The 25,919-nt window shown below is 31.0% G+C and carries 25 protein-coding genes and 1 riboswitch; of the genes, 2 read left to right on the top strand and 23 right to left on the bottom strand.

The annotated features are described in order from the left end of the window. Positions 1–200 precede the first annotated feature (200 nt). From DY168_RS02875 to DY168_RS02860, 4 genes are all read right to left on the bottom strand, one after another. Positions 201–3,182 (bottom strand): Ig-like domain-containing protein, encoded by a 2,982-nt coding sequence (locus tag DY168_RS02875; protein ID WP_115640393.1) that lies wholly within the window; start codon positions 3,180–3,182, stop codon positions 201–203. Between the two features lie 307 nt (positions 3,183–3,489). Further along, the gene (locus tag DY168_RS02870) at positions 3,490–4,599 is read right to left on the bottom strand and encodes a DEAD/DEAH box helicase (RefSeq protein WP_115642389.1); all 1,110 of its coding nucleotides are present in this window, start codon (positions 4,597–4,599) and stop codon (positions 3,490–3,492) included. 79 nt (positions 4,600–4,678) lie between these two features. Continuing rightward, positions 4,679–4,927, bottom strand: a complete 249-nt coding sequence (locus DY168_RS02865) for a hypothetical protein (RefSeq protein WP_115640392.1) — start codon at positions 4,925–4,927, stop codon at positions 4,679–4,681. A gap of 32 nt (positions 4,928–4,959) precedes the next feature. Further along, positions 4,960–6,156, bottom strand: a complete 1,197-nt coding sequence (locus DY168_RS02860) for an SEC-C metal-binding domain-containing protein (protein WP_115640391.1) — start codon at positions 6,154–6,156, stop codon at positions 4,960–4,962. A 366-nt stretch (positions 6,157–6,522) separates the two neighbouring features. On the opposite strand from DY168_RS02860, the gene lplA reads away from it, so the two are divergent. After that, positions 6,523–7,518: a lipoate--protein ligase gene (gene lplA / locus DY168_RS02855; protein WP_115640390.1), complete on the top strand. Its 996-nt coding sequence runs from the start codon at positions 6,523–6,525 to the stop codon at positions 7,516–7,518. A gap of 27 nt (positions 7,519–7,545) precedes the next feature. Continuing rightward, complete coding sequence (gene lipA, locus DY168_RS02850) at positions 7,546–8,391, top strand: lipoyl synthase (RefSeq protein WP_115640389.1); 846 nt, start codon at positions 7,546–7,548, stop codon at positions 8,389–8,391. A 138-nt stretch (positions 8,392–8,529) separates the two neighbouring features. Here the strand turns inward: lipA and DY168_RS02845 are convergent, their stop codons facing one another. From DY168_RS02845 to folP, 19 genes are all read right to left on the bottom strand, one after another. Further along, positions 8,530–9,546, bottom strand: coding sequence for a DMT family transporter (locus DY168_RS02845; RefSeq protein ID WP_172556248.1), 1,017 nt, complete (start codon positions 9,544–9,546; stop codon positions 8,530–8,532). A gap of 53 nt (positions 9,547–9,599) precedes the next feature. Continuing rightward, positions 9,600–10,190, bottom strand: coding sequence for an NUDIX hydrolase (locus DY168_RS02840; RefSeq protein WP_115642388.1), 591 nt, complete (start codon positions 10,188–10,190; stop codon positions 9,600–9,602). Between the two features lie 108 nt (positions 10,191–10,298). Next, the gene (locus DY168_RS02835; RefSeq protein ID WP_115640387.1) at positions 10,299–10,637 is read right to left on the bottom strand and encodes a hypothetical protein; all 339 of its coding nucleotides are present in this window, start codon (positions 10,635–10,637) and stop codon (positions 10,299–10,301) included. A 62-nt stretch (positions 10,638–10,699) separates the two neighbouring features. Next, on the bottom strand, positions 10,700–11,062 hold the full coding sequence (locus DY168_RS02830; RefSeq protein ID WP_115640386.1) for a hypothetical protein: 363 nt from the start codon (positions 11,060–11,062) through the stop codon (positions 10,700–10,702). Positions 11,063–11,297: 235 nt separating this feature from the next. Next, the gene (locus DY168_RS02825) at positions 11,298–11,648 is read right to left on the bottom strand and encodes a CGGC domain-containing protein (protein ID WP_115640385.1); all 351 of its coding nucleotides are present in this window, start codon (positions 11,646–11,648) and stop codon (positions 11,298–11,300) included. A 250-nt stretch (positions 11,649–11,898) separates the two neighbouring features. After that, positions 11,899–13,539, bottom strand: coding sequence for a hydroxylamine reductase (gene hcp, locus DY168_RS02820; RefSeq protein ID WP_115642387.1), 1,641 nt, complete (start codon positions 13,537–13,539; stop codon positions 11,899–11,901). A 127-nt stretch (positions 13,540–13,666) separates the two neighbouring features. Next, complete coding sequence (locus DY168_RS02815) at positions 13,667–14,431, bottom strand: MerR family transcriptional regulator (RefSeq protein ID WP_115640384.1); 765 nt, start codon at positions 14,429–14,431, stop codon at positions 13,667–13,669. Between the two features lie 43 nt (positions 14,432–14,474). Beyond that, a complete protein-coding gene (locus DY168_RS02810; RefSeq protein ID WP_115640383.1) occupies positions 14,475–15,821 on the bottom strand; it encodes a deoxyribodipyrimidine photo-lyase in 1,347 nt (448 codons plus the stop codon). A 17-nt stretch (positions 15,822–15,838) separates the two neighbouring features. Next, positions 15,839–16,807, bottom strand: a complete 969-nt coding sequence (locus tag DY168_RS02805) for a YbgA family protein (protein ID WP_115640382.1) — start codon at positions 16,805–16,807, stop codon at positions 15,839–15,841. A gap of 352 nt (positions 16,808–17,159) precedes the next feature. Further along, positions 17,160–17,921 (bottom strand): prepilin peptidase, encoded by a 762-nt coding sequence (locus tag DY168_RS02800; protein WP_115640381.1) that lies wholly within the window; start codon positions 17,919–17,921, stop codon positions 17,160–17,162. 61 nt (positions 17,922–17,982) lie between these two features. Next, a riboswitch (cyclic di-GMP riboswitch) is annotated at positions 17,983–18,063 on the bottom strand. Positions 18,064–18,227: 164 nt separating this feature from the next. Further along, positions 18,228–19,565, bottom strand: a complete 1,338-nt coding sequence (locus tag DY168_RS02795) for a sodium-dependent transporter (RefSeq protein WP_115640380.1) — start codon at positions 19,563–19,565, stop codon at positions 18,228–18,230. A gap of 135 nt (positions 19,566–19,700) precedes the next feature. Further along, entirely contained in the window at positions 19,701–21,008 is a 1,308-nt protein-coding gene (gene grdB / locus DY168_RS02790) for a glycine reductase complex selenoprotein B (RefSeq protein WP_115640379.1), read from the bottom strand. 24 nt (positions 21,009–21,032) lie between these two features. Further along, positions 21,033–22,319 carry a glycine/sarcosine/betaine reductase component B subunit gene (locus DY168_RS02785; RefSeq protein ID WP_115640378.1) on the bottom strand — a complete coding sequence of 429 codons (1,287 nt, stop codon included), beginning with the start codon at positions 22,317–22,319 and terminating at the stop codon, positions 21,033–21,035. A 20-nt stretch (positions 22,320–22,339) separates the two neighbouring features. After that, positions 22,340–22,723 (bottom strand): GrdX family protein, encoded by a 384-nt coding sequence (locus DY168_RS02780; RefSeq protein ID WP_115640377.1) that lies wholly within the window; start codon positions 22,721–22,723, stop codon positions 22,340–22,342. 290 nt (positions 22,724–23,013) lie between these two features. Then, positions 23,014–23,652, bottom strand: a complete 639-nt coding sequence (locus DY168_RS02775; RefSeq protein ID WP_172556246.1) for a GntR family transcriptional regulator — start codon at positions 23,650–23,652, stop codon at positions 23,014–23,016. Between the two features lie 108 nt (positions 23,653–23,760). After that, positions 23,761–24,237, bottom strand: a complete 477-nt coding sequence (locus DY168_RS02770) for an HD domain-containing protein (RefSeq protein WP_115640376.1) — start codon at positions 24,235–24,237, stop codon at positions 23,761–23,763. Continuing rightward, positions 24,237–24,710 (bottom strand): 2-amino-4-hydroxy-6-hydroxymethyldihydropteridine diphosphokinase, encoded by a 474-nt coding sequence (gene folK, locus DY168_RS02765; protein ID WP_115640375.1) that lies wholly within the window; start codon positions 24,708–24,710, stop codon positions 24,237–24,239. Before folK ends, DY168_RS02770 begins: the two co-directional genes overlap by 1 nt. Next, positions 24,703–25,074 (bottom strand): dihydroneopterin aldolase, encoded by a 372-nt coding sequence (gene folB / locus DY168_RS02760; RefSeq protein ID WP_115640374.1) that lies wholly within the window; start codon positions 25,072–25,074, stop codon positions 24,703–24,705. The genes folK and folB overlap by 8 nt, the downstream gene beginning before the upstream one ends. A gap of 1 nt (position 25,075) precedes the next feature. Next, complete coding sequence (gene folP / locus DY168_RS02755) at positions 25,076–25,915, bottom strand: dihydropteroate synthase (protein WP_115640373.1); 840 nt, start codon at positions 25,913–25,915, stop codon at positions 25,076–25,078. Positions 25,916–25,919: the final 4 nt, after the last annotated feature.

Below are 25,919 nucleotides of genomic sequence, written 5' to 3'. Positions count from 1 at the left end.
TTTTAACTTTTGTAAAATATAATCTAAGAACACTTAATTAATCAAAAAAACTTAATCATTTATCTTATTTTTATATATCTAAAATATAAGTGGGGTTAAACATATATAAAATATATGTTTAACCCCACAAAACCTTTTATTATAAGTTTATTCTGTTTAAATATTTAATTTACTTAATATATATCTTTTTAGTAATTTAGTTAATCCAATCTCTTCTTTGATTTTTTAACCATTACCGCTCCTAGTGACATAAGAATTAATCCTAATGAATTAATAATATTAAAATTAACTAAAGATCCTGTCTTTGGTAAATCTTCTTCATTAGATATTACTACTACCACTGCCTTTACCTTTTCCCCAGTATCTTTTATACTTCCTTCAATTTCAAACTCTCCACTTTTTTCATAGTTTATAGAATCAACATCATTCCATTCAACCTCTAACTTCTTATATGTTCCATCACTATTTAATACTGTTACCATAGATGGAAGTTCTGGTGCCATACCTTCTTTTGATGTGGCATTTATAATTGCTTTATATTCTGAACCATCTGAACTCTTCAAATCGGAATCCGCTATAAGTTTTAGTGCATCTTCGTCTTTTAAATCAGCCTCTGCTTGAAGTTGCATTTTATTTTCGTCTTTTAAATCAGCATATGCTTCAAGTTGCATTTTATTTTGACTCTTTAAATTAGCATTTGCTTGAAATTCTGGATTAAGTACTGGTTTAATTTGTAGTTTGATTTTTGGTTTAACTACTGGGTCAGCCACTGGTTTAACCACTGGATCAGCCACTGGTTTAACTACTGGTTTAACTACTGGATCAGCCACTGGCTTAACTACTGGATCAGCCACTGGTTTAACTACTGGGTCAGCCACTGGCTTAACTACTGGATCAGCCACTGGTTTAACTACTGGGTCAGCCACTGGTTTAACTACTGGATCAGCCACTGGCTTAACTACTGGATCAGCCACTGGTTTAACTACTGGTTTAACTACTGGGTCAGCCACTGGCTTAACTACTGGATCAGCCACTGGTTTAACTACTGGTTTAACTACTGGGTCAGCCACTGGTTTAACTACTGGATCAGCCACTGGCTTAACTACTGGATCAGCCACTGGTTTAACTACTGGATCAGCCACTGGCTTAACTACTGGATCAGCCACTGGCTTAACTACTGGATCAGCCACTGGTTTAACTACTGGCTTAACTACTGGATCAGCCACTGGTTTAACTACTGGGTCAGCCACTGGCTTAACTACTGGATCAGCCACTGGTTTAACTACTGGATCAGCCACTGGCTTAACTACTGGATCAGCCACTGGTTTAACTACTGGGTCAGCCACTGGCTTAACTACTGGATCAGCCACTGGTTTAACTACTGGATCAGCCACTGGCTTAACTACTGGATCAGCCACTGGTTTAACTACTGGCTTAACTACTGGATCAGCCACTGGTTTAACTACTGGGTCAGCCACTGGCTTAACTTCTGCTTCAAGGGAAAAAACAACTTTATATGTCTTTATAGAACCATCTTCAGCTTTAACATTAATTTTAGCTGTTCTTTCTTCTTCGCTTCCTGTTAAATTCTTAGCTTGTACAATATCAATACTAGCTTTAGGATCTTCTTTATCAGCTTTAATTACAGGGATATTAGTAGTTCCAGCTGGAAGTTGTTTAGTATAACTTAAAACATCTTTACTAAATCCAGCAATCAAATTATTGTCTTCATTAAGTTTAGACAAGTTAGAATTAGTTGACTTCGCTGCAACGTCGTTTACCTTAACTAATATCTCATCTTGTACACCACCATATTTAACTATAATTTTAGCATCTCCAACTGAATGTGGAATTAATTCACCTGTACTTCTATCAACAGTAACAACCTTTGTATTACTACTTACGTATACGCTGTTATTAGTTATATCTTTAGACTCAGCAAGTTTAGTTTTAGCTATTATCTTAACTTTTTCTGGCTTTGCTAAAGTCATATTATAAGAATTATTTTCAGCTTTTATACTAGATATTGAATCTTTATAGTTAATATCTAGATAAAATTCAATTCCATTATCCTTTGCCAAATATTGAGCTTGTAAGTCATTAAGTACATTGCGCTGTTCATTTTTAACCTTCCATATTACATTAGTTGCAAGTTCTGGACTTTTCAACCCTTCGTATTTGATAGTAGTTTTAGTTTTTCCTTTTGCAATTTCTTCTAATATCCTGGCTTTAAATTCTGCTTCCGTAGTAACTTTTAAATCATTAGTTTTAAGTCTTCCTATCTCTTCTAATATAACTTCATTGGTTTCAACATCTTCATAGTTTGTAGTACATTTTGGATATTTCTCTGGGTTATTAAACACTTTATGATCTTTCTTTATTTGATCATCTGTAAGATTATAATAATCATATCTTTTATAGTTTTTATCAGGTATACCCACTGGGTCATTCCAAGTAAGATCTATCTGATACCAATTACCATTTACTTTCACGAGATTCCATGCATGTGCTTCTCCAGCATTTCCAGTCATTATTCTAGCTTCAAGTCCAGCATCAATTGCCATTCTATAAAATAATAATGCATATCCCTGACATACTGTCTCTTTAGGGTCCCCACCTTTGTCCTTAAACAAAGCTGCATAAGCACTATGAGACGAATTTCCAGATCTTAATCCATTTGAGTCATACTCAACATTAGTAACTATATAATCATGTATGACCTTAAGTTTTTCTTCTTCTTTCATATTTGGGGTGATTATCTTCCCTAGTATTTTTTGCACCTCTGCTTCAACAGCTTTTGTCTCTTCTGTTGTTTCTAGGTACTCAAATTTATAACTTACTAATTTACCACCATAACTAATGCCATATTGTTTAATTACATTACTATGATAATCATCTGCTTTAAATCCACTAGCTGTGATTAAATCCTTAAGATTTCCACCACCCTTGTTAAATTCTGCTAAGAACTTATCATCTAAATTGATTTCTGCAGTTACAGCTCCTATTTTAAGTGCTTCTGCTATTTCATCTTCTAGCTCATTAAAGTTTGTTACTACTACGGCACTTTTATAAGTTCCGCCTAAAGTCTTTGCTAAAGCCGAAGTAATGTTAAATGTTACTAGCGTAGTTGTAATGACTAATGATAAAATAATTTGTTTGTAGGTCTTTTTGTTTCTTATCATCCTATATCCTCCTGATCTTATTTTGTGTCATATATATACTTCATGTGAATTATATATATTTATTTTAATATGGCATAGTTATTTTTAAGGTGCCTTTAACATATGTTAATTCCATGGAAATTTGACACCTTACTTTTAAATTAATAACAACGTACATAATTGCCATATTAAATATATCGTACATAATTACAAATAATTTAATAATTATTGTAATTATGTAAAGAGGAACACCTACATACTGTACTAAGGATTTATCTATACTACATATCTAAATATAAATATTTGATTATCTGTATCTTAATACCTTTTATAAGTCATTAACAACAGGAATCTTTAACTTTATTTGCTTTTCTATCATATTTAACAGTCCTTTATCTTTTGGATCTACAAATAGGTATGAGCATCCAAGTTCACCAGCTCTCCCTGTTCTTCCTATACGATGTATATATCCTTCAGCAGTTTCTGGTATATCATAATTGTATATATGAGTAACACCAGTTATATCAAGCCCCCTTGATGCTACATCTGTAGCTATTAAATATTGAATTTCACAATTTTTAAAAGACTTCATTATCTTTTCTCTTTTCGATTGTGTTATATCAGAATGTAACTTCTTACAGTTATATCCTCTTTTAAAAAGTGCTATTTCAAGGTCATCTGCTCTTCTTTTAGTCCTACAAAAGATAATTGCCATAAATGGATTGTTTTCATCTAAAACTTTACATAAAGCATCTTGCTTCTTTCTATCTGTAGTTTCTACTAAAAATTGCTTTATATTTTTAAGGGTTACTTCTTCTTTCTCAATTACTACTACCTTAGGATCAATCATATATCTATAAGCTAGCTTTTTAACATCGGAATTCATAGTTGCTGAAAAACAAAGTGTCTGCCTATTTTTTGGTGTTTCCTTTATTATATCTTCAACATCACCTTTAAATCCCATAAGAAGCATTTGATCTGCCTCATCTAATACTAATGTTTTTAACTGATCAAGCTTTACAGTTCCCCTTGAAAGATGATCTATAAGCCTACCTGGAGTTGCAATTATGAGGTGAACATTGCCTTGTAATCTTTTTAATTGTGCACCAGTATCCTTACCACCATAAATAGCCAAAATATTTAAATCTTTAGCTTGTTTAAGCTTCATCGCTTCCTCTGTTATTTGGATAGCTAGCTCTCTTGTAGGGGTAACTATTAATCCTTGAATGCTATTTATGTCAGAAGACATATTTTCAAACATAGGTAATAAAAATGCTAATGTTTTCCCTGTTCCTGTTTGAGCCTCTGCTATAACATCCTTACTATCTTTTATAATCTTTATACTATTTTCTTGAATTGGTGTGGGCTCTGTTATTCCTTGAAGCTTTAAATTATTTATAAGACCTTCACTAATACCTAAACTGTTAAAATTTTTCATTACCTTAATTACCCCTCTATTTAAATCATATTTCGTTTTATCTACTATCATCAATTAGATTTTACCTATATCCTATGGTCTATAATATTTCTTCTACATATTCTATAGCTTTATCCTCAATTTTATAATTTCCTCTATTTTCTTGTTTTTTTATAAAGCTTTTCGATATTAAAGATTCAAGAGAAGCCTTTAGTATCTTTTTATCCACTCTGTCCTCTTCTAAATTAGCTGCATATCTTATCTTAGCTAAACTTTGTGGTGATTTCACCCTATTTTCATAAAGGTATCTCAATATATTATCTTCTGTTTCTTTTATCTTATCATTCATAATTCCACATCCTTACAACTATATTTTAGAGACTATCTAGTTGCAATCTCTATTACATTTGAAGCGCAACACTTCTTATACTTTTTTCCACTACCACAAGGACAAGGATCGTTTCTTCCTATCTTTTCTACCTTTTGAGTATCTTCCATAGACATTCTAAGTTCATTTGGACTATATCCTTTGATTAACCATTGCTTTGTGCCATTTGCGAATTTAGTTACCTCGCTAGTAATAATATTAATAAGTTCATTATCTTCTGTATCAAAGTTTTTTAAGAATTCTAACATATATTTCGAAGGTGATTTACCATTTTGCACATCCACTAATAAATCAAATATTAAATCTTCTACATCATCTTCATCTATGTCAAAGCCTTCTATTAAAAACCTTTTTAGATTCTTTCTTGCCCTTGTTTCACTTATGTTACCTAAGGTTGCAACATCTAGTATTTCTTTTTTTGTAAAATTATAAAACTTCAAATCTTCCCTAGAGCTTTGCTCCTCTAAAATATAACTTGGGTTTTCTACAGTTATATCCGCACCTATATATCCATTACAATCAAATTCCCCATAATAAATAGCAGCATCAATTAATATAATTTCAAGGGGCATCTCTGATATATCATAGTTTATATATTTTTTTACAATTTCTTTAAAGTCATCTATTAGTAAAACACCATAATGATAACACATTCCCCAAAAAAGTTTTATTATTTCTTCATTTTTTTTCATCTCAGCTCTAAATTCTTTATTATCATAACTTAATATTATACGTTGTAGCTCTTTTGGCATTATAACTACATGTTTATCTTTTATAATCCCTGTAAATATAAGTGCTCTATCTGATAGATAATATGCAGTATCTATATCCACATCTGTGATATTATCATATTCTTTGTATCCATCTAGTTTTGCTAACTGTAAAAGATATTCAAACCTAAGGTTATCCATATTTTCAATGAGCATAATTACTCTATCTTCATATAGCTCAATTATATTATTTTTCAATTCTTCTTTATTTAATTTACTTATTTTATTTATATAAAGATTTTTAGCTATATATAAAAGCTCTTCTTTAGTTATTTTGCTTAAATTATAATCTAACGTTAAGTCTTTCTCCGTTGACTGCCACTTTTTATTTTCCATCTTTTTAAGCTTAGTCAGTTTATCTTGTAAATACTTTATTTCTATAAGGTCCTTATCTAATTGTGATTCTAATTCTTTATCCAAAACTTTTCTCCCTTTTATATTCTTCTATTTTTATTAAATACAATCTTCATAAATTGCTATTTTAACATTATACCATAAATATTTTTTCTCATATATAGTATAAAGTCTATAGCAATAATTGAAAATCAATTTAAAATATCTTTAAAAACCCTTTTTATTTAACTCCATTACTTGTTAGCAAATAAACAGAACCTTCAAATAAACTGTATTTTGTGAATCTTATTTGATTAATTCCTAAATTTTAGCTATAATTTAATTGTATTATTGAAACATCTTTTGAGATGCGTTTCATAGTAATGAATTTTTTTCATAACAACCTTTTAAATGTATATGTTAAGCTTATAACGAATAAGGAGGTATCAAGTTATGATATACGTAGTTAATAATAGTAATAATGCTTATTTCAATCATGCTACGGAGGAATATCTATTAACAAATTTCCAAGATGAAATTTTTATGCTTTGGATAAACAAACCTTCAATATTAATAGGTCGAAATCAAAATACCCTATCAGAAATAAACTCTGATTACGTAAAGTCAAACAACATAGATGTGGTTAGAAGGCTTTCTGGCGGAGGTGCTGTATTTAATGACTTAGGTAATATGAACTTTACCTTCATAACTAATAGATTTAATTCTAACATTGCTACAAAAGATGGATTTGAAAGATTTGCTCTTCCAGTTATAAAGGCTTTAGATTCCTTAAATGTACAGGCTGAATTTACTGGCAGAAATGATATCACTATAGATGGGAAGAAGTTTTCTGGAAATGCACAATACTTCAGTAAGGACAAACTCCTACATCATGGTACTTTGATGTATAATTGTGATGTTGACTCTCTATCTAAAGCTCTTAAATGTAAACCTTTAAAGTTTAAAGATAAGGGTATTAAGTCAATATCTTCAAGGGTTACAAATATATCATCTCACATGAATAGTACAATGGATTTATACGAATTTAAGGACTATCTTATGAACTTTGTAATGAAGTGCAATGATATAATCACCGTTTATGAACTTACCAATCAGGATATAATTGAAATAGAAAAAATAATGAAATCAAGATTTGAAACATGGGAGTGGAATTATGGAAAGAGTCCTAATTATTCCTACCAACATTCTTCAAAATATTCCTGTGGCTCTATCGAGTATCATATCAATGTTAATAATGGAATTATAAGTAACATTTCATTGTACGGCGACTTTTTTGGAGAAAAGAATATTAGTGAATTAGAATCTAAAATTTTAGGTATAAATCATAATTTAACTGATCTTAGTGAAGCTTTAAAAGATGTGGTAATGGATCAATATGTGAAAGGTCTTTCAACTTTTGAATTCTTAGATGGGTTGATTAATATATAAACTTAATTACATAAGGGGGTATTTTATATGATAAGAAAACCAGAATGGATAAGGGTAAAAATGCAAGGAGGAACTAAGACCAATGAGGTTAATGCCTTAGTATCAGACCTTTCTCTTAATACTGTATGTTCTGAGGCAAACTGTCCAAATAGAATGGAGTGTTTTGAAAGAGGTACTGCAACCTTTATGCTTCTAGGTAAAAATTGTACTAGAAATTGTACTTTTTGCAACGTTACTAGGGAAGCTCCTGAACCCGTAGATCTTATGGAACCTGAAAATGTAGCAAAGGCTATTAAGAGGCTTGGTTTAAAACACGCTGTTATAACCTCTGTTACTAGAGATGACTTAAAGGATCAAGGTGCTATGCAATTCGTAAAAGTTACTGAGGAAATAAAAAAGCTTACACCTAATGTATCCATTGAACTTTTAATACCTGATATGAGAGGAAATAAAGATCTTATAGACCTTATTATAAATTCTGAGCCCGATGTTTTAAATCATAATGTAGAGACAGTTCCTGAACTTTATTCTAAAGTAAGACCTATGGCAGTGTTTGAAAGATCCCTAGGTCTTCTTGAGTATGTAAAAATCCAAAAACCAAATATGAAAACTAAATCTGGAATTATGCTAGGCCTTGGAGAAACAGAAGATCAAATAATTAGAGCAATGAAAAGACTTGTAGATGTACATTGCGACATGTTAACTTTAGGACAATATCTACAACCGACATTAAAGCATCTTGATGTTGTAGAATATATAACTCCACAAAAGTTTGATTATTATAAAGATGTTGCTCTTTCTTTAGGTTTTAAGAGGGTTTCTTCTGCACCTTTAGTTAGAAGCTCATACCATGCAGATGCATTAGATTTTTAGTTATTTAGGTTTTAAATTATTTATATTTTAAAATAAAAGCTCTTTGTTAATAATTTTAACAAAGAGCTTTTATTTTAATTTTACTGTACATGTTTTTAAATCTTCATTTTGAAATACAACTACCTATCTATTTATGAGCTATGACTTCATATTAGAGTTAGCCTTTGGCTCTGTGTTAATTAGTATTATACCTAGTATAACCAATATAACAGCAATTATAACATTAGTTCCAAGGGATCTCTCACCAAGAAATACGTAGGATAAAAACACCCCAAATAAAGGTATAGAAAACTTATATATAGTAACCTTCCCAACACCATTATACTTAAGTAAAACTGTCCATATAGAAAAAGCTGCTGCAGATATAAATCCTAGATATAAAAGAAGTACTGCACCTTTAGGTGTAAAGTTAAGGCCTCTAGCTCCCCCCATAAATCCTGATACTATTAAAAATATAGATCCAATAAATAATTGGTATGATGAAATAGCAAATGTCGATATATCTTTTGATATCTTTTTAGTATATATACCCGCTAAAGCACCTACTAAACTAGATATTACAACAAATCCTTCTCCCGTAAATGTAAATCCACCTTGAATCTTGCCACCATTCATATTTACAATAGCTACACCTATAAATCCAAGAACTACCCCAACTATTCTTCTAAAACTAAGCTTATCTTCTTTATAAAAGAAGTGAGCAATAATAACACTAAAGAATGTAGTTGTAGCCGCTAATATAGAACCCTTGGTACCTGTAGTATTTGAAAGTCCTATATAAAAAAACACATATTGTATGGATGTTTGTACAATCCCTAAAAATGCTACCTTTGATAGATCTTCTTTTTTTATTTTTAAAGTTCTTCCTGTTACCATGCAAAATATGAAGATCATAATAGCTGATATTAAAAATCTAAAACCTGCAAAAGTTATCTTCTGATATGTATCATTTCCGGCTATTGAAAATATTTCATACCCTACCTTTACTGAAGGAAAAGCACTCCCCCATAAAAAGCAACTTATTAATGCTAAAATCATAACCATATAGGATTTGTTAAATACCGTTGTTTCTTTGCTCTCATTTTTATTTTTAATTATTTTATCTTGATTCTTATCTTTTTTTTCATTAGTACCCTTATAATTATTAAGTTTCAACAACATCTCTCCTTTTGATTATGCGCAGGTTGTAATTTTAAGAATATATTATATTATAAATCAATAAAGTTTTGTATCATGAGCAAGGCCTTAATATCAATCCTCTCATTAGATTTAAGTACTTCTTTAGCTTCATTTTTAGAAAGTAGCATAATATCAATATCCTCATCAGCTTCTAGGTACTCCTTTGATATACTACCAGTACAAGTACAATAAACTAAAGCCACAGATTCATCCGTCATTCCAGTTGAAATATATACCTTAGACTTTGTCTTATCATAATCAATCTTAAGTAAATCTAGGCCAGTTTCCTCTTTAAGTTCACGTTTTGCAGAGTCTTTAAAATCTTCACCCTTATCTATAAGCCCCGCTGGTAGTTCGTAAACATAATCATTTATAGGCACCCTAAATTGTCTTATAACCACAAGCTTTTCCTCTTCTACATGTGTTGCTATTATTATAACAGCATCAGCGGTATCTTCTTCTTCGTTAAAGAACTTACCCCTTAATGTACTTAAGTCTTTCCTAGATGCAATAGACCAATTTCTAATATCCCCATTTTTATTTACATATTCCGCATCATATAACTTTAAATACTTTGTATCTGCTAGTGTTTTAATATCCTTTATTTTAACCTTACTCATAAAATCCTCCTTTGTTACACTATAATCTATATCATACAATTATAAATCACCTATATACAATCCCGCAACTATTTGTCATGTTACCATCTATTCTAGATAATGTTAGTGTTAATCCTTTGAATTCTCATTATCTGCTTCTCTTACTAATATATTATTATAAACACTACCAAATAGTAACATATTTCCTCTCTTCCACCTATCCTCTATTTCATCTATACCCCTTGATCTAATATATATTATGAGAACATCTTTTTCTTTAGTATTTCTAACATTTATATATCCTTTATTATCTAGATAATAAAGGGCTGCTAAAACATTTGATATGTTATCTGATTCTATTTTATATCTTTGAGTTTGAATCTCTCCATAGTAACAGACATTAAATAAGCTCTGGTAAAGTTCCCATAATATCTTAAGCCTTAACAAATCATTTTCTAGTGGTAACAAACTAACACCCATAATACTATTGGTCTAACCTATAGATCAATCCTACAAAGTTTGCACCTTTATCAAACAGAGGCTCTAGGAATGTTTCCATCACCATCACCACCTTTCCTATCTTCCTCTACAGGTATAAGTACATCTTTGTATATATTAGATAATAATAGCTCTCCACTTTCTTGGAGGGATCTTTCTATTTCATCTATGCCATTACCTAAAATATAAACTGATACAGTTTTATCTTTTTCTATATTAAAGAAAATCCACCTTCTAAAGTTTATGTAATAAAGTGCAGCAATTACATCAATTCTACAGTCTCTAGGTATTCTATAGTTTATATCCACACAAGATTCGTATCCATAGGTAAAAAAATCATCATATAATTGTATTAATAATCCATACCTTAATAATTTCTTTGATAATAAGTCCATAGCTTCCCCTCATTATTAGCAATATATTATAATATACTCCTAGTTTAACCTAAATATACACTAGACATTTCTATAGAAAATACTTTATCCGATGGCTACCATCCGTAACACCCCTATCCTCTTCAAGGTGGGAGATTGCCGATGCTACGCCCATTTGTAAGTTCTTCCAAGACTCAGATAGAGAGATGTATTCTTTATAAGTAAACTCCACCTGAGTCTAAGAATAACTTGATATCTAATAATCTTTTTTGTCTAAATTAATGGTATTGTTCTTTTTCCCATCTTTAGATCCATGAGTATATCCAACTACTTTAAAATTCTCTGATAATATGTTAGCAAGATTTTCATACTCCTCTGAAGAACCTCTCATACAGCTAGAAAGATGAACTACCTCTACTCCATTTGCCTTCATCTTTTCAATCTTTTTATTTATATCTCCCCCGCTATGAGTGAATGCCATTAACTCTATAACTTCAACGTCTTCATACCTTTCAAATGAATCCTTTTTCTTATAAAAGGCATCTAAACAGCCTTTTCCTGTGCATCTATTTGCAGTATCTTCGTTTACTATTATACCTATTTTCACATTTATTCCTCCATCAAATCACTTTTTTAATACATATGTATCTATGATATATTAATTATATACATGGTAATGGTTCTTGTCCAATAACATCTATCCATTACATGATAATAATATGTATAATTATCATGGCTTATCTTTGTTATTTTATAACGATCTTTAAGCCCCAGTTGGAGTAACCCATCTGAAGCTTAAAATTTGACTTATACTATTTTAATCCTTATTTTGTAAGTCCTTCTGTATTATTATAATTTTAGTTTGCTTGCTTAAGTGCATTCTTTAAATCATCCTCTGGAGTACTTATTGGTTTAATATCAAAAGTATCCACTAAATATTGTAATACGTTTGGTGATATAAATGCGGGTAAACTTGGTCCTAAATATATTCCTTTTATTCCAAGTGATAACAGTGCTAATAGATCAGCAACTGCCTTTTGCTCATACCAGGAAAGTATAATTGTAAGTGGTAGAGAATTCACATCCGTATCAAATGCATCGGCTAGTGCTGTAGATATTCTAACTGCTGAATAAGCATCGTTACATTGCCCTACATCTAATAATCTTGGGAGTCCTGCTACAGTTCCAAAATCTAATTTATTGAATCTATACTTTCCACAAGCCAAAGTAAGGATTATACAATCTTCTGGAACCATTTTAGCAAAGTCTGTATAATAGTTTCTTCCAGGTCTTGCTCCATCACAACCACCTATTAAAAAGAAATGTCTTAACTTTCCTTCTTTAACTGCATTAACTATAGTGTCAGCATGTGATAATGTGGCATGATGTCCAAACCCTACTAAAATCTCTTTTACTTCCTCATCTTCTTTAAACCCGCCAAGTTCTAATGCTTTATTTATTATTTCACTAAAATCCTTTGTTCCATCTTCAGAAACTTCAATAGACTTTAATCCATCCCATCCAACAACACTAGTAGTAAATATCCTATCTTTATATGTTTCTCTTGGTCTCATTAAGCAATTAGTTGTCATTAAAATACACCCTGGTATTCCATCAAATTCCTTCTGTTGATTTTGCCAAGCTGATCCATAATTACCTACTAAATGTTTGTATTTTTTAAGTTCTGGATATCCATGTGCTGGTAACATTTCTCCGTGAGTATAAATATTAATGCCCTTGCCCTCTGTTTGCTGAAGTAACATCTCTAAGTCTCTTAGATCATGGCCTGATACAATTATGAATGGCCCCTTTTTAATGTTAACATTAACTTTATGAGGTGATGGATTCTTATATCTTGTAGTGTTAGCTTCATCTAATGTCTTCATTACTTGTACGCTCATATCCCCTGTCCTCATGGTCATAGTTATCATATCTTGAAGTGTTAAATTATTATTTGTAGTACATTCTAATCCTAAAAAATAAAAATTATCAACTTGCTCATTATTATATCCTATAAATCTTGCTTGATGACCATAAGCTGCAACACCTTTTAATCCATATAGTATTGTTGATCTTAAAGATCTTATATCTGCATCAATACTTTGATCATACATAATTCCAGCTTTAATAGAGTCCTTTAGCATTTCCTCTTTTGTATCACTTAAATTATATTCGGCAGCCTCTGGGTAACTTTTCTTTGGTGCTTCATTTCTTATCTTTTCTTTTATCTTTTGTGATTCCTTTAGTAACTTTACATGAAACTTTGCATCAAAGTTTACATTTGTTAATGTGGTAAATAAACCATTCTCTACAAATCTAACCACTTCTTTATCAATGGTTTTACCTTCTTCCATTATACCCTTTGCATAGCAGGATATTCCTTTTAGTTGATATATTAATAAGTCTTGTAAGTTTGCAATTTCTGGTGTCTTTCCACAAACCCCAAGCTTTGTACATCCTTTTCCTCCTGCCGTTTGTTCACATTGATAGCAAAACATTAAATTTTCCAATAAAGTCAACCCTTTCTTTTGTATTTTAATCTTTTAAGCTAAGGTTTATTACTAAATTTAGTATTTACTATCCCATGGTATTTTATGCTACATTAATGAATTAACTTCTAATCCTTTATTCATCAAATCCTGTATAAATTAAAATCGCATCTCTTAAAAAAGCAGCAGTACCCACTTGCTTATTATCATAATACTCTTTAAATCTTTCATCCTTTGGATACATTCTAGCAAGATCTGCATGTGCCTTTTTGGTATATTTACCCCAGTAACTCGCTATCCATTGCCTATGCAAGTCCGCTGCCTTTTGAGCTAATTCTGAGGATGGGTCAGCACTTTTAAAGGCTTCAGCTAAGGTTGTTTTTATTTCCGTCTCAAGACTTATTGGTCTATCATATTTAGCCCCTTGTATACTCATTACTTTTTCTTTTGCTGTACTAACGGACTTTTTTCCATACATTTCTCTAGCTTCTTCCCCGTACATATCCTTTTTGTCTTCAATAATATTCTTTTTAAACCCTTTAAATCTTTCTTCATCACTTATGCTTATTGAACCTTCTTTTAAAGCAATAGTGTTCTCTACAGTAGATATTAGCAAGTCTAGTCGATCTCTTTTTTTAATCAAGTTTTCCTTATGTTCTTTAAGTGCAGCCATACTATCAAATGTAGATGATGTTATAATTTCCTTTGTAACATCTAGATACACATCTAATTCCCTATATAACAATATTTGTTGCAATCTATCAACTTCATCCTCACAATAGATACGATGACCTAAAGAATTAACTTTTGAAGCTTTAAGAATCCCAATTTTATCATAATACCTTATAGTTTTAGCTGTTACCCCTGCTATATCACCTAAATCTTTTACTTTATACTCCATACAATTAGCCCCCCCGATATTATTCTTTACTATTAGTACAATATCAATAAGTTCTTTCAGTATACTTTTCCATGTTAAACTTTCTTTTTAATCCTTTATCATTCATATATCTAACTGTACCAAATACATTTCTTTCACGCCAGGGCCTATCATGCTTTCCAAAGCACCAAGCAACACCAGTAAATGCATTTGGATCCCTTCCATCTAAAAGATACTTATTGTTTAAATATATAGCTGACTCAAAGGCTTCCTTTGGTGTCTTACTCCACTCTAATATCTTTTTACCCCAATACATCCTCATATACCCATGCATCTTTCCTGTAATAACCATTTCCATTTGTGCAGTATTCCAATATTCATCATGAGTTTTAGCCATCTCTAATTCATCTATAGAATAAATAAACTCTCTTTCATCCAATAAATGCTTTTCAAGGGTAGCCTTTGACCAATTTGGAAGACAGTCATAAGAATCATATTTATTATTATAAAAAACAAAGTTCATACTAAGCTCTCTTCTAACTATTAATTCTTCTAAGAAGTCCCTTTTCCCTTCTATATTTACATATATTAACTCATTATATATATATAATGGTGAAATTTGCCCAAAATGAAGGTATGGGCTTAAATCAGAACTATACTTTTCCCCTGGATGATTTTTAAGCTTGGTATAATAAGGTAGTTTGTTCAAAATGAAATCTTCTAGTAACAATTTAGCAGTCTTAGTACCACCTTTGTAATAAGACGACCTCTTTACATTTTTATCAATATCTAAACTACAAATAACTTTATCAATATCTTCTATATCATAATTTTCAAAAGGAAGGTCCCTATTAATAGACATAACATCACATTTTCTTTCACTAAGTGGCAATGTATAGGTTTCTAACTTTTTGCTTATCTTACTTCTAAGGGTAGCCGCTGAATACTCTTCCTTTGGAGAAGCATCCTCTATAGGTACTATGACATTTGTCTCTACCTCAATTACAGGACACGTAACATTTTTAGCTAAAAACTCCCGCCATGACCTCTCAACTCTTAAATACCCTCTATCCACCACCATTAAAGCAGCAAAACATGAAATTTCTAAGGCCCCAATTTCAGGAGATACCCTTCTAATGAGCATTTTAATACCTCTTTTTGCTAGTTCTTCTTTTACTTCCTTTAATCCTTCTAGCATAAAATAATAATGCCTTTCATTAGCCTCTGGAAATCCATCCATTAATCCGAAATATACAATTAAAGGCTTTTTTAAACTATTAGCCTTAATTATAGAATACTCTAATGCATGGTTATATTCAGTCCTTTGTGAGCTTTGCATCCAATAAACAACGTATGGGTTATCAGTTATAATTTTATTGTTTAAACTTTTAATTCTTTTTTCTAAAATCACTGTCTACATCCCCATCTCTATAAATTATCTATCTTCCCTGTATCACTTATATCAACTAATTCTTCAGGATAAGGTTGCCAAATGGTTTGATCTAGTAAGTAGGATTGCTCATACTTAATTACATATGATCTTAAAAGATTCATAGGTACACTTAAAGGCACCTTTGAGTCCTTGTATTTATCAAAGGTACCTAATACAAATACCTTTTCATTTGATGAAAGATTATCTGAAAAGTAACCAAATATATGCATTAGAGTATTTATATAATTAGTGTATCTAGGAAGTGTTCTAAATGAATATCCTAGATGTTCCCTATACTCCTCTACCATTTCATCAAAGGACCTTTTATCATGATTTGCAACTATTCTCCCTAGCACCTTTTGCTCCTTTTGATTATAAGCCATAAGAAGGTACTTATTATCTGATTGAAATTTAACTAAACTTGCCATAGACCTCGTTTCTTTAACCTGACGAAATTTAAACATTATATATAACTTTGTAAGAAAGTGTTCTCTTATCCTAAAATTAGTGAGCCTACCCTCTTCTTCAATAGCAAGGTAAGGATACCTTTTCATAACTTCTCTTGCAAAAATCCCAGCACCTTTAGTAGAACCTGAAGACTTTTCCTGTCCTAAATATATCTTTACATCCTTAATACCACAGGTTGGAGATCTACCTTTAAGAATAAATCCATCAACATCTTTAATTGAATCTAAAAATTCTAATGAGTAATCTTCCATCTCCTTTGTGTAGGTATTACCTGTCTTAGGTTGGTATAAAGTTATTTTGTCTTCCTTTGAAACTAACCTAACAGAATCTCTTGGCACTCCAAGGCCAATTCCAACTTCCGGGCAAACAGTATTATATTCTACATAATCTTTTAAATTGCTTACAAACTTATTTGACACAGTATCACCATTATATCTACAAGCACTAAAACCTAAGCATCTACTTACTACTACCTTTGGTTTGTAAATTCCATCCATATATCTTCCTCCTATTTATGCCATCATTATTTAACTATATTATACTATAATCCTCTAATTTTGATATATTAATACCTCTTATTAATATATCTTGTTAATATATCTTATTAATCTAAAATACATAAAAAAGTGACCATATTAATTATTAATAGATATGAAAATCAATCTATCTAAATAATGAATATGGTCATAAACTTATCCCATGATTATTTCATCCAATGCTTCCACGCCTAAGTTTATATCCTCCATAAAAGATACAATATAAGTGCTAAAATGGTGAATCAAAAACTCACTAGATTTATTATAATATTTGAATCATCATTAGCTTTAGTTGTGTCTTGTTTATTTAACTTTATGTGATTAATTTAACATATAGATTCAAAATATCCGCTCCATAAAGAGCTGTAAATAATGTACTTAAAGCTAAAAAGGGTCCAAATGCAATATAGTCTTTCCTGCCCCTTTTTTTAGAAATAATTAATATAAGTCCAATTATTGCCCCTATAACAAACGAAAGAAAAATCATCATTATAGAATACTTCCATCCTATAAATATTCCGCAAAGGGCTGCAATTTCAATATCTCCCTTTCCCATTCCACCTGTTATATAGACTATTAAGGCTATTACCCCCCCCGCTATGACGCCACCTATAATATAATTCCAAAAAGGTGTAGAATAAACAAAGTTTTCAATAATGGCTAGAATAACACCAATAACTATACCAGGGATTGTAGTTTTAACGTATACGTCTTGAAATTCGACATCAATAATAGAAATTATTATCAAAAAGCACCATAATATATTATATTTTATAAAATGTAATGATAGACCATAATTAATATAAGTAAGTACAAATACCGCAGCTGTTAAAAATTCTATCATAAGGTATTTAAGAGATATCTTTTCTTTGCAATATTTACATTTACCTCTTAGTAGTAAGTAACTAAACATTGGAATAAGGTCATACCATTTTAGTTTTACATTGCAATTAGTGCAGTGAGATGGAGGGTACGATATAGATTCACTAAGTGGGATTCTATATATGCAAACGTTTAAGAAGCTTCCAATAATTGCACCAAGTATAAAAATAGCAATATATAAAAAGATTTTCATCACTTCTTTCTCATCATAAAATTATCTTTGTTTCTTATTCTTTTTTGCAAAAAAAGGCCTTTAATTTAAAGGCCGGTTGCACTACAAACTCATATATACAAAGTGCCCACATAAGTATATACTTCAACGTTTCCTCAACTAATTTAATAGTTTTTACTTAATTATAATATTAACTGTTATTAATGGATAAATCAAGTAATACCCACAATATATTTTAATATATTAAAGGCTCTAAGAAATGAACTATTATAGCCTTTAATACATCCTTTATATGTTGATTTTATATAAATTTATAATAAGTATTCTTTAAAAAAGTCCTGTTATAAAAATTATAACTAATGCTACTGGAATAATAAATTTAACTAACACTCCCCACCATTTATATACCATTAATTGTTTAGCTCCTACATTTGTTTCTTCTCTATATTTATTGAATTTCCATACAAATACGGTGTAGAAAGATAGTATTAGAGCTCCTAACGGCATTAATATGTTTCCTGAAAGATAATCAGCAAAATCAAAAAGATTTCTTTCACCAATTTGAATATGAGACCATGGCCCCTGGGCTAATATTGTTGGGAATCCTACTATAAATACAGCTATTAAACATAACCATACCGATTTTTTTCTTTCAACTTTAAATAATTCAGATACAACAACCACTATTGGTTCTAAATATCCAATTACTGAAGAAATAGCTGCAAATAACACCAATAAGAAAAACATGGAACCGAAGACGTTACCTGCTGGTATTTTACAAAATAGATTTGACATAGTTACAAACAATGTGCTAGAACCTCCATCAGTGCTTAGTCCTAATGCAAATACTGCTGGAAATATTATTATGCCAGATAATACGCCCATAGCTGTAACTGCTGATACTATTATTGATGCATCTGTTGGTATATCACTATTTTTTTTAAGATAACTTCCATATATAAATGCTCCACCACTTGCAATACCAATTGAAAAGAAACATTGTCCAAGAGCTGCAAGAAGTATGCTTCCATCAATCTTTGAAAAGTCTACTTTTAAATACCACTTTAGACCTTCCATGGCACCAGGAAGGGTTAATGATCTTATTGCCAAAATAATCATCATAATAAATAGTGTTGGCATCATTATCTTACATGCTTTTTCAATGCCTTTTTCAAGACCTCTTGATGATATAATTCCAATAATTATTATACAGACTATTGTAAATAAACTTACACTAAGAGTATTAGATGTAAAATCGTTGAAAACTTTTGAATAACTTTCAGCAGTTAATCCCGAAAGCTGCCCTGACACCATTTTAAATAGATAAGCTAATGTCCACCCTGCAATTTGTATATAATAGCATAAAATCACAAAAGCTGATAACACTCCAAACCACCCAAATAATACCCAAAGACTGCCTTTCTTTGTTAAAGACCTCATGCCTTGTACTGCATTTAATTGTGTTTTTCTACCTAAACTCATTTCCATTGTAAAAAGTGGTATGCCTATTAAAATACATATTACTACATATACAAATACAAATGCTCCACCTCCGTACTTACCTGTTAAATATGGAAACCTCCATAAGCTTCCAAGACCTATAGAAAAGCCTGCTGCAGACATAATAAAACCAAATCTACTTCCCCAATTCTCTCTTTTCTCCATACCCCTCATCCTTTCATATTTGTTTAAATATAAAAATAAAATTAAAAGTTTAAAATCTAAATTTACTTTAAACAGATAAATATATATATTTACTGCGGGATATTCTAAAAATGTCTCGCAGTAAACTTAACCTATTTATTCAAATTGAGTTATCTCAGTGATTTGTGTAGCCAAAGCATTTAAAGCTTTTTTAAGCATATCTCTTCTTAGCTCTAATTCGCCTTCAGGTTTTAGACTTGGGTCTCCTACTGGATATGGGATTGCAATTGTAGGCACTATCCTATTTGCTCCTACAGATTGTGAAATTGTAGTTATAGTAGCCATATGGATTATAGGAATACCATATCTTTCAATTTCTTTTACCATCGTTGCACCGCAACGTGTACAAGTTCCTCATGTAGAAGTTAATATAACCCCATCTACACCTGCCGCCTTAAGTTCAGCACCCATTTCTTCACCAAACTTAATGGAATTTCCAACGGAAGTTCCTGTTCCTGTAGTTGTATAGAAGTAGTTGTGTACCTTTCCAATGTAACCTTCCTTTTCATATTGTCTCATAATATCAAGTGGTGCTACTCTATCTGGCTTTTCATTTGCATAAACTGGGTCATATCCACCATGAATAGTAAAATAGTCTAATCCAAGTTCACTTTTACTGCTTACATCATATTTACCCCACTTTTGTGCACTTGCTGATTGGATTCTGTCTGGATTTCCAATAGGAACTATTCCTCCTGTAGTTACGAGAGCTATAGTAGCCATACTTAAATCCTTTATTGCATCTGCTGGAGTTACCTTATCAAAGACCGGCATTGGAAGTTCAGTTTGAAACTCTTCACCTTTTAATCTAGCCAAAAGCATATCTACTGCTCTTTGTGATCCTCTTTTTTCTGAAAATACTGTTAATCTTCTTCCTTGAGGTATGTATCCATCATCTTCTGGAAGTCCAAGTTCTATTCCCTTTACAATCTTTTTAGCTATAGCAGCCATAACAAGTAATGATTTTCGCATACTTCCTGCTGAGTCTGTAGTTTTTACAATTATAACCTTGTCTTTACATGTATCAATACCTGGATTTTCTATATACATTCCTGTAATTGCCGGTATATTTAATTTTTCTACAATTGCTTTAGATATTTCACCACAAGCCATTCCATACCTACCTGCATTAAATGCTGGTCCAGCTATAACAATATCAGGTTTAGTTTCTTTAACTACATTAAGAATATAATTTAAAGCTTCCTCTTTATTTTCATTGAAATAATTATCCCCACATATTATAGTTCCAACTATTTCTCCTTCATCCTTTATTAATTTGCTAAATCCTTGAGCTGGACCAATAATTTTTTCATTAAATATAGGTTTCATTCCAGCCTTTTCCTCTCCACCTACCTGTCCGAAGAACTGATTTACATAATATAACACCTTAAATTTATCTGACATAATTAATCCCCCTTTCTAAAATAATTAATACAAATCAACTGTACAGTTATGATAGCCTATTTCTGATGTAGCACCTATCACAGCATTTAATTCACACATTAAGGTTCCATCTTCTAATAAAGAACCGTCCCATCCACCAGCTAAGGTTTCAATAGCTTTTGCGCTTCCTATTATTCTATCTGCAGGTGAAAGAGTTACAACATGGCTAACATTTCCTGCAGACACTACTGCAACAGCTTCAGGTGTTGTATCCGCCAAAGGTTGTGACATTCCATCTCTTCCAGAACATTCATCTGTAATTAAAACAGTCTTAATACCTGAATCCTCTAGTCTTTTACAAATCATTAAAAGGTCCGAGTCAGGGTTTCCATATCCTTCTTCTGATATAATTACACCATCTGCACCTAGAATTTTGCATAATTTAGTAGTGTAATCACAGGTTCTAAACTTTCCTTCAAGTGTTGTAAGTTCTGGAGTTAATACTACTCCAAGGAAGTTTATTTCCTTACCATGCTTTGAATACAAATCCAAAATTGATGAGTTATTTTGATGTTGATAAGTTGTAATTTTATCGCAAGCTGCTACACAATTACCACTAATTACTGCACCATCAAGCTCTTCATTTGGATGAATTAAAGTTGGAAGTATTAACTTACTATTTACACCATATATATACCCATCATGAAGTAGTCCTTGTGAAATTAGCATTTCTACATATAAAACCTTAGGTAAATTAGGATACTTTTCTTTTTCATCATCTATACTACCCATTTCATAGGTCAAAATTTCATCAACTTTAGCTTCTTTTCCAGCCATTCCGACAAATTCTGCTGCCTTAAGTCCAGCCATTCTAACAGTTGCTTCATGTTCGTGTGGATCTAGTCCTTCAATTGGAGAAATATCCACAACTAAATTATAAGTACTCGAAAATGGTGTCCACTTTGCTCCCTCGCCCCACATATCAATTACACCTTCTTGAAATCCTACTATGTCACCAACTGTAACAATAGCTGCTCCATAAAGTACATTAACCTTTCCATTTCCAAGTTGTGCAATTTTTGTTGACACTCCTGGAAATCCATTACCTTCACCTTCAACTTTAACTCTAGGTTCGATAACATCTTTTACAGGTATTATTCTTACCTTTTCTCCAGGCCTTGCAATATCCACCTTAACTTCCTTGATCTTTTTGTTTTCCTTAAGCCATAATATTAATTCTTCTTTGTTTACTGTCAAAACTCCATGATTTACAGCAGTTTTTTCCCCAAACTGCATATCTTTTATATGAATTCTTCCAAGTTCCAATTTCAAAAAAATCACCTCCAAATAAATTAGACACATTTACTAATGTATTCCTTTTCAAAAGACTCTAATGTTGATATTAAAAGTTCTCTATCAACTAAAGAATAATCATCATCATTTTTTCTATCCGCTACCCTCCCTTTAGTAAGATTTTTTAAACTAATGATACTGTTTTCAATAATTTCCACATGAATAGGATTAATTTTATTATTCCTTTGTCCAATTATTATTGAACGAAAAGGAGAAAAAGCTATTCTTATACTTGCACCTAGTGGATGACTAATAAGATCGTACCCCTGATGAACCATATCTCTAACCTTAACCATTACCTCTTGAAAATCACCATCAACAAAATATACATTTTCAAATTCATTCTTTACCACTGGGTTGTTGGTAATTATTTGATAATCCAAGTAATCCCTCCTTACAAAATCCTTTTCATATTTCAGCTCATCCATAAATTATTTTTAAACATACATACATTTTGAATACCTTTAGTATACTCATTGTATTTCATATGTTCTCTAGTAGTATATTCTATATATAAATCAATAATCCTTTTATTTAAAAAACTTTTTTTAAATTTATATATTTTTTAATAAAAATAAAAAAGCCTGAAATCAACTTGTTTTAAATTACAAGCTAATTTCAGACTTTAATATTAATTTTCTAAAAACCTAAGGGAATTTATACCTAATATATTTTATAACATTTCTTGTTTTATCTTTTCAACAAAAGCATCTATATGCTCTCTTGCATACTTTTCTGCATCTTCATAATTTTTCTCTTTTATAGCCTTTAAGACCTTTCCTAATGTGTCTGTAAATATATCCATACTATCAATATACTGCTCAGAATAATGCCAAAGTCTTTCAGTATGTAGATGTAAGCCTTTTAATAAATCCGCAAGACACTGATTTCCACTACTTAAAAATATAATATCATGAAATCTTTCATCATCATTTATTGCTCTTTGATAGTCTTTGTCCAAATCATAAGTTTGAAACCTATCCATTATTTCTTCAAGCTCTTCAATTTGAGCTTTTGAAATCCTACTTACTGCAAGCCTTGCTGCAAAAGGGTCAATCTGCCTTGTTACTTCAAATACAGATTTCATATATTTAAAGTCTATAGGCGTAACTTGAGCCCCAAACCTTGGAATTATATTAATTAGTTTATCCGCATTTAGTTGTTGGAATATCTTTCGTATAGGAGTTCTGCTAACCTTAAACTCAGTCGCAATATCTTCTTCATTAAGAACTTGCCCTGGTTCATATTCTATATTAACAATCCTCTTTTTTAAAATTTCATATATTTCATCCGTATTTATAATTTTATCCACAATATCAAGCCCCTTATTCAAAATAGTAACAATAATTATAACATATCTTGCTTCTAATTTTAAATAATACTTTTGACGTTCAATAACATTAAAAGCATATATCCTTTATCAATACTTTAAAGTATAAACTTCTCCACTTAAAAATCTTTTGCACTTATCTTTTGACTTACAGCTTACACAAGGCCTTGATAACTTATCTGCTTCGTATAATATGTTACTTAAATCTGTACTATGCTCTTTATTTCTATGTGATCTTATAGCTAAATCAATCTTTTCAATTTCACCCTTAGTAAATCCACATCTTTTAAGGATTTCTCTTGATAGATCTGCACTTAATATAGCGTGGTCTTTCCCTGTTTTATACTCTACCCACCTACCAATATCATGGAGCAGACCTGTTGCGTATATTAATTCCTTATCTATATTAAGACCTCTTTCTAGATTAATTATGGTAGCTACTCTACAAACATCTAAAAAGTGAGTAATATCATGATGACAAAAAATCCTATCCTCTTCTAATTCTTCGTTGTTTTTTAGATACATATTAAACTCTTTATCTTTTAAAATACAATTAATTCTCTCCATCACCACACCCTCTTTATAGTTTCTTTCCCCTTAAGATTTTTAATAATATCTTGAATTAACATATTATTAATTCTAAGATCTTTTGATAATTCAAATAAAGGAACCATTACAAAGGCTCTTTCATGCATACGAGGATGAGGCACATTAAGTCTTTCTGATACAATATTCACATCATTATATAATAATATATCCACATCTATAATTCTTGGTCCATTTAGAAATGTCTTCACCCTTTTCATATCATTTTCCACACTTTGAGTGAAATTTAATAGCTCTTCTACTCTTAAATCAGTTTCACCTTCAATAACTATATTTAAAAACCATGGTTGATCCTTAAAACCTACAGGTTCTGTTTCATAGTAGGAAGATTTATCTTTTATATTTATCTTCTTGCTTAAAAGTGATATAGCTGTTTCAATATTTATTTTTGTATCTCCAATATTACTTCCTAATCCAAGGTATATCTTATTCATAATCCCTTCTACTCCTTTTAATTTTCACAGCAAAATAATCAAAATTACCTACTACAGGAGCACTAGGTTTTTTAACTTTTAAGACCACTGTTTCTATATTTTTATAATATAATAATATTTCATTACATATCTTATGGGCTAGTGCTTCTAATAACTCAAATTTTTCCTTAGTCATGATGTGTTCTATAATTTTATATACCTCAGCATAACTAACAGTATCATTCAAATTATCGCTTTCACCTGCCTTCTTTAAATCTAAATATAACTTAGCATCTACATAAAATCTTTGACCTAATACCTTTTCTTCTTTTAATACTCCATGGTAACCATGGAACGCCATATTCTCCATAATAATTTCATCCATACTATTCACCTCTAATTATTGCATCTGCAACCTTTGCAGCTCTTAAGTTTTCTTTTACATCATGAACTCTAACTATATCCACGCCTTGTACTATTCCTAATATTGTAGTTGCTAAAGTCCCTTCCACTCTCTCCTTTGGTGGTAAGTCTAAAATCTTACCCAACATCGATTTTCTTGATGTTCCAAGTAATAAAGGATACCCAAGAGACTTTATTTCATCTAACTTGCTCATCACCATAATATTTTGCTGAGGAGTCTTACCAAAACCAATGCCTGGATCTAATATTATCATATCCTCTGAAATTCCAGCATCCTTAGCAATGGCTATAGATTGTTTAAAAAACCCCTTAATATCCTCAATGATATTGTTATAATCAGTTCCATTTTGGTTATGCATAATTATAACAGGAACCTTATATTTTGCAACTACCTTTGCCATATTGGGATCTTTTTGTAATCCCCATATATCATTGATTATATGTGCTCCCTGTTTTATTGCTTCCTCAGCCACTTTTGATCTTATAGTATCTAAAGATATTATTGCATCCGTCTTAGCCGAAAGGCTTTTAATAACTGGAATTACCCTTTTTAGTTCTTCCTCTTCCGTAATATTTTTATGACCTGGTCTAGAGGACTCCCCTCCAACATCTATAATATCTACACCAAACTGAATCATATCTTTTGCATGATTAACAGCATTATGTATGTCTATAAAATCTCCACCATCTGAAAATGAATCAGGAGTAACATTTAAAATCCCCATAATATAGGTTCTCTCACCAAATCTTATATTTTTATCTAAAAACTTAATATCTTTTATTTCCTTTTTAATCTTTATCATAGCT

The organism is Clostridium putrefaciens, from assembly GCF_900461105.1.
Taxonomy (GTDB): Bacteria; Bacillota; Clostridia; order Clostridiales; family Clostridiaceae; genus Clostridium_L; species Clostridium_L putrefaciens.
Note: the sequence above shows the minus strand (reverse complement) of the source record. Positions and strands in the feature narration are given on the sequence as shown.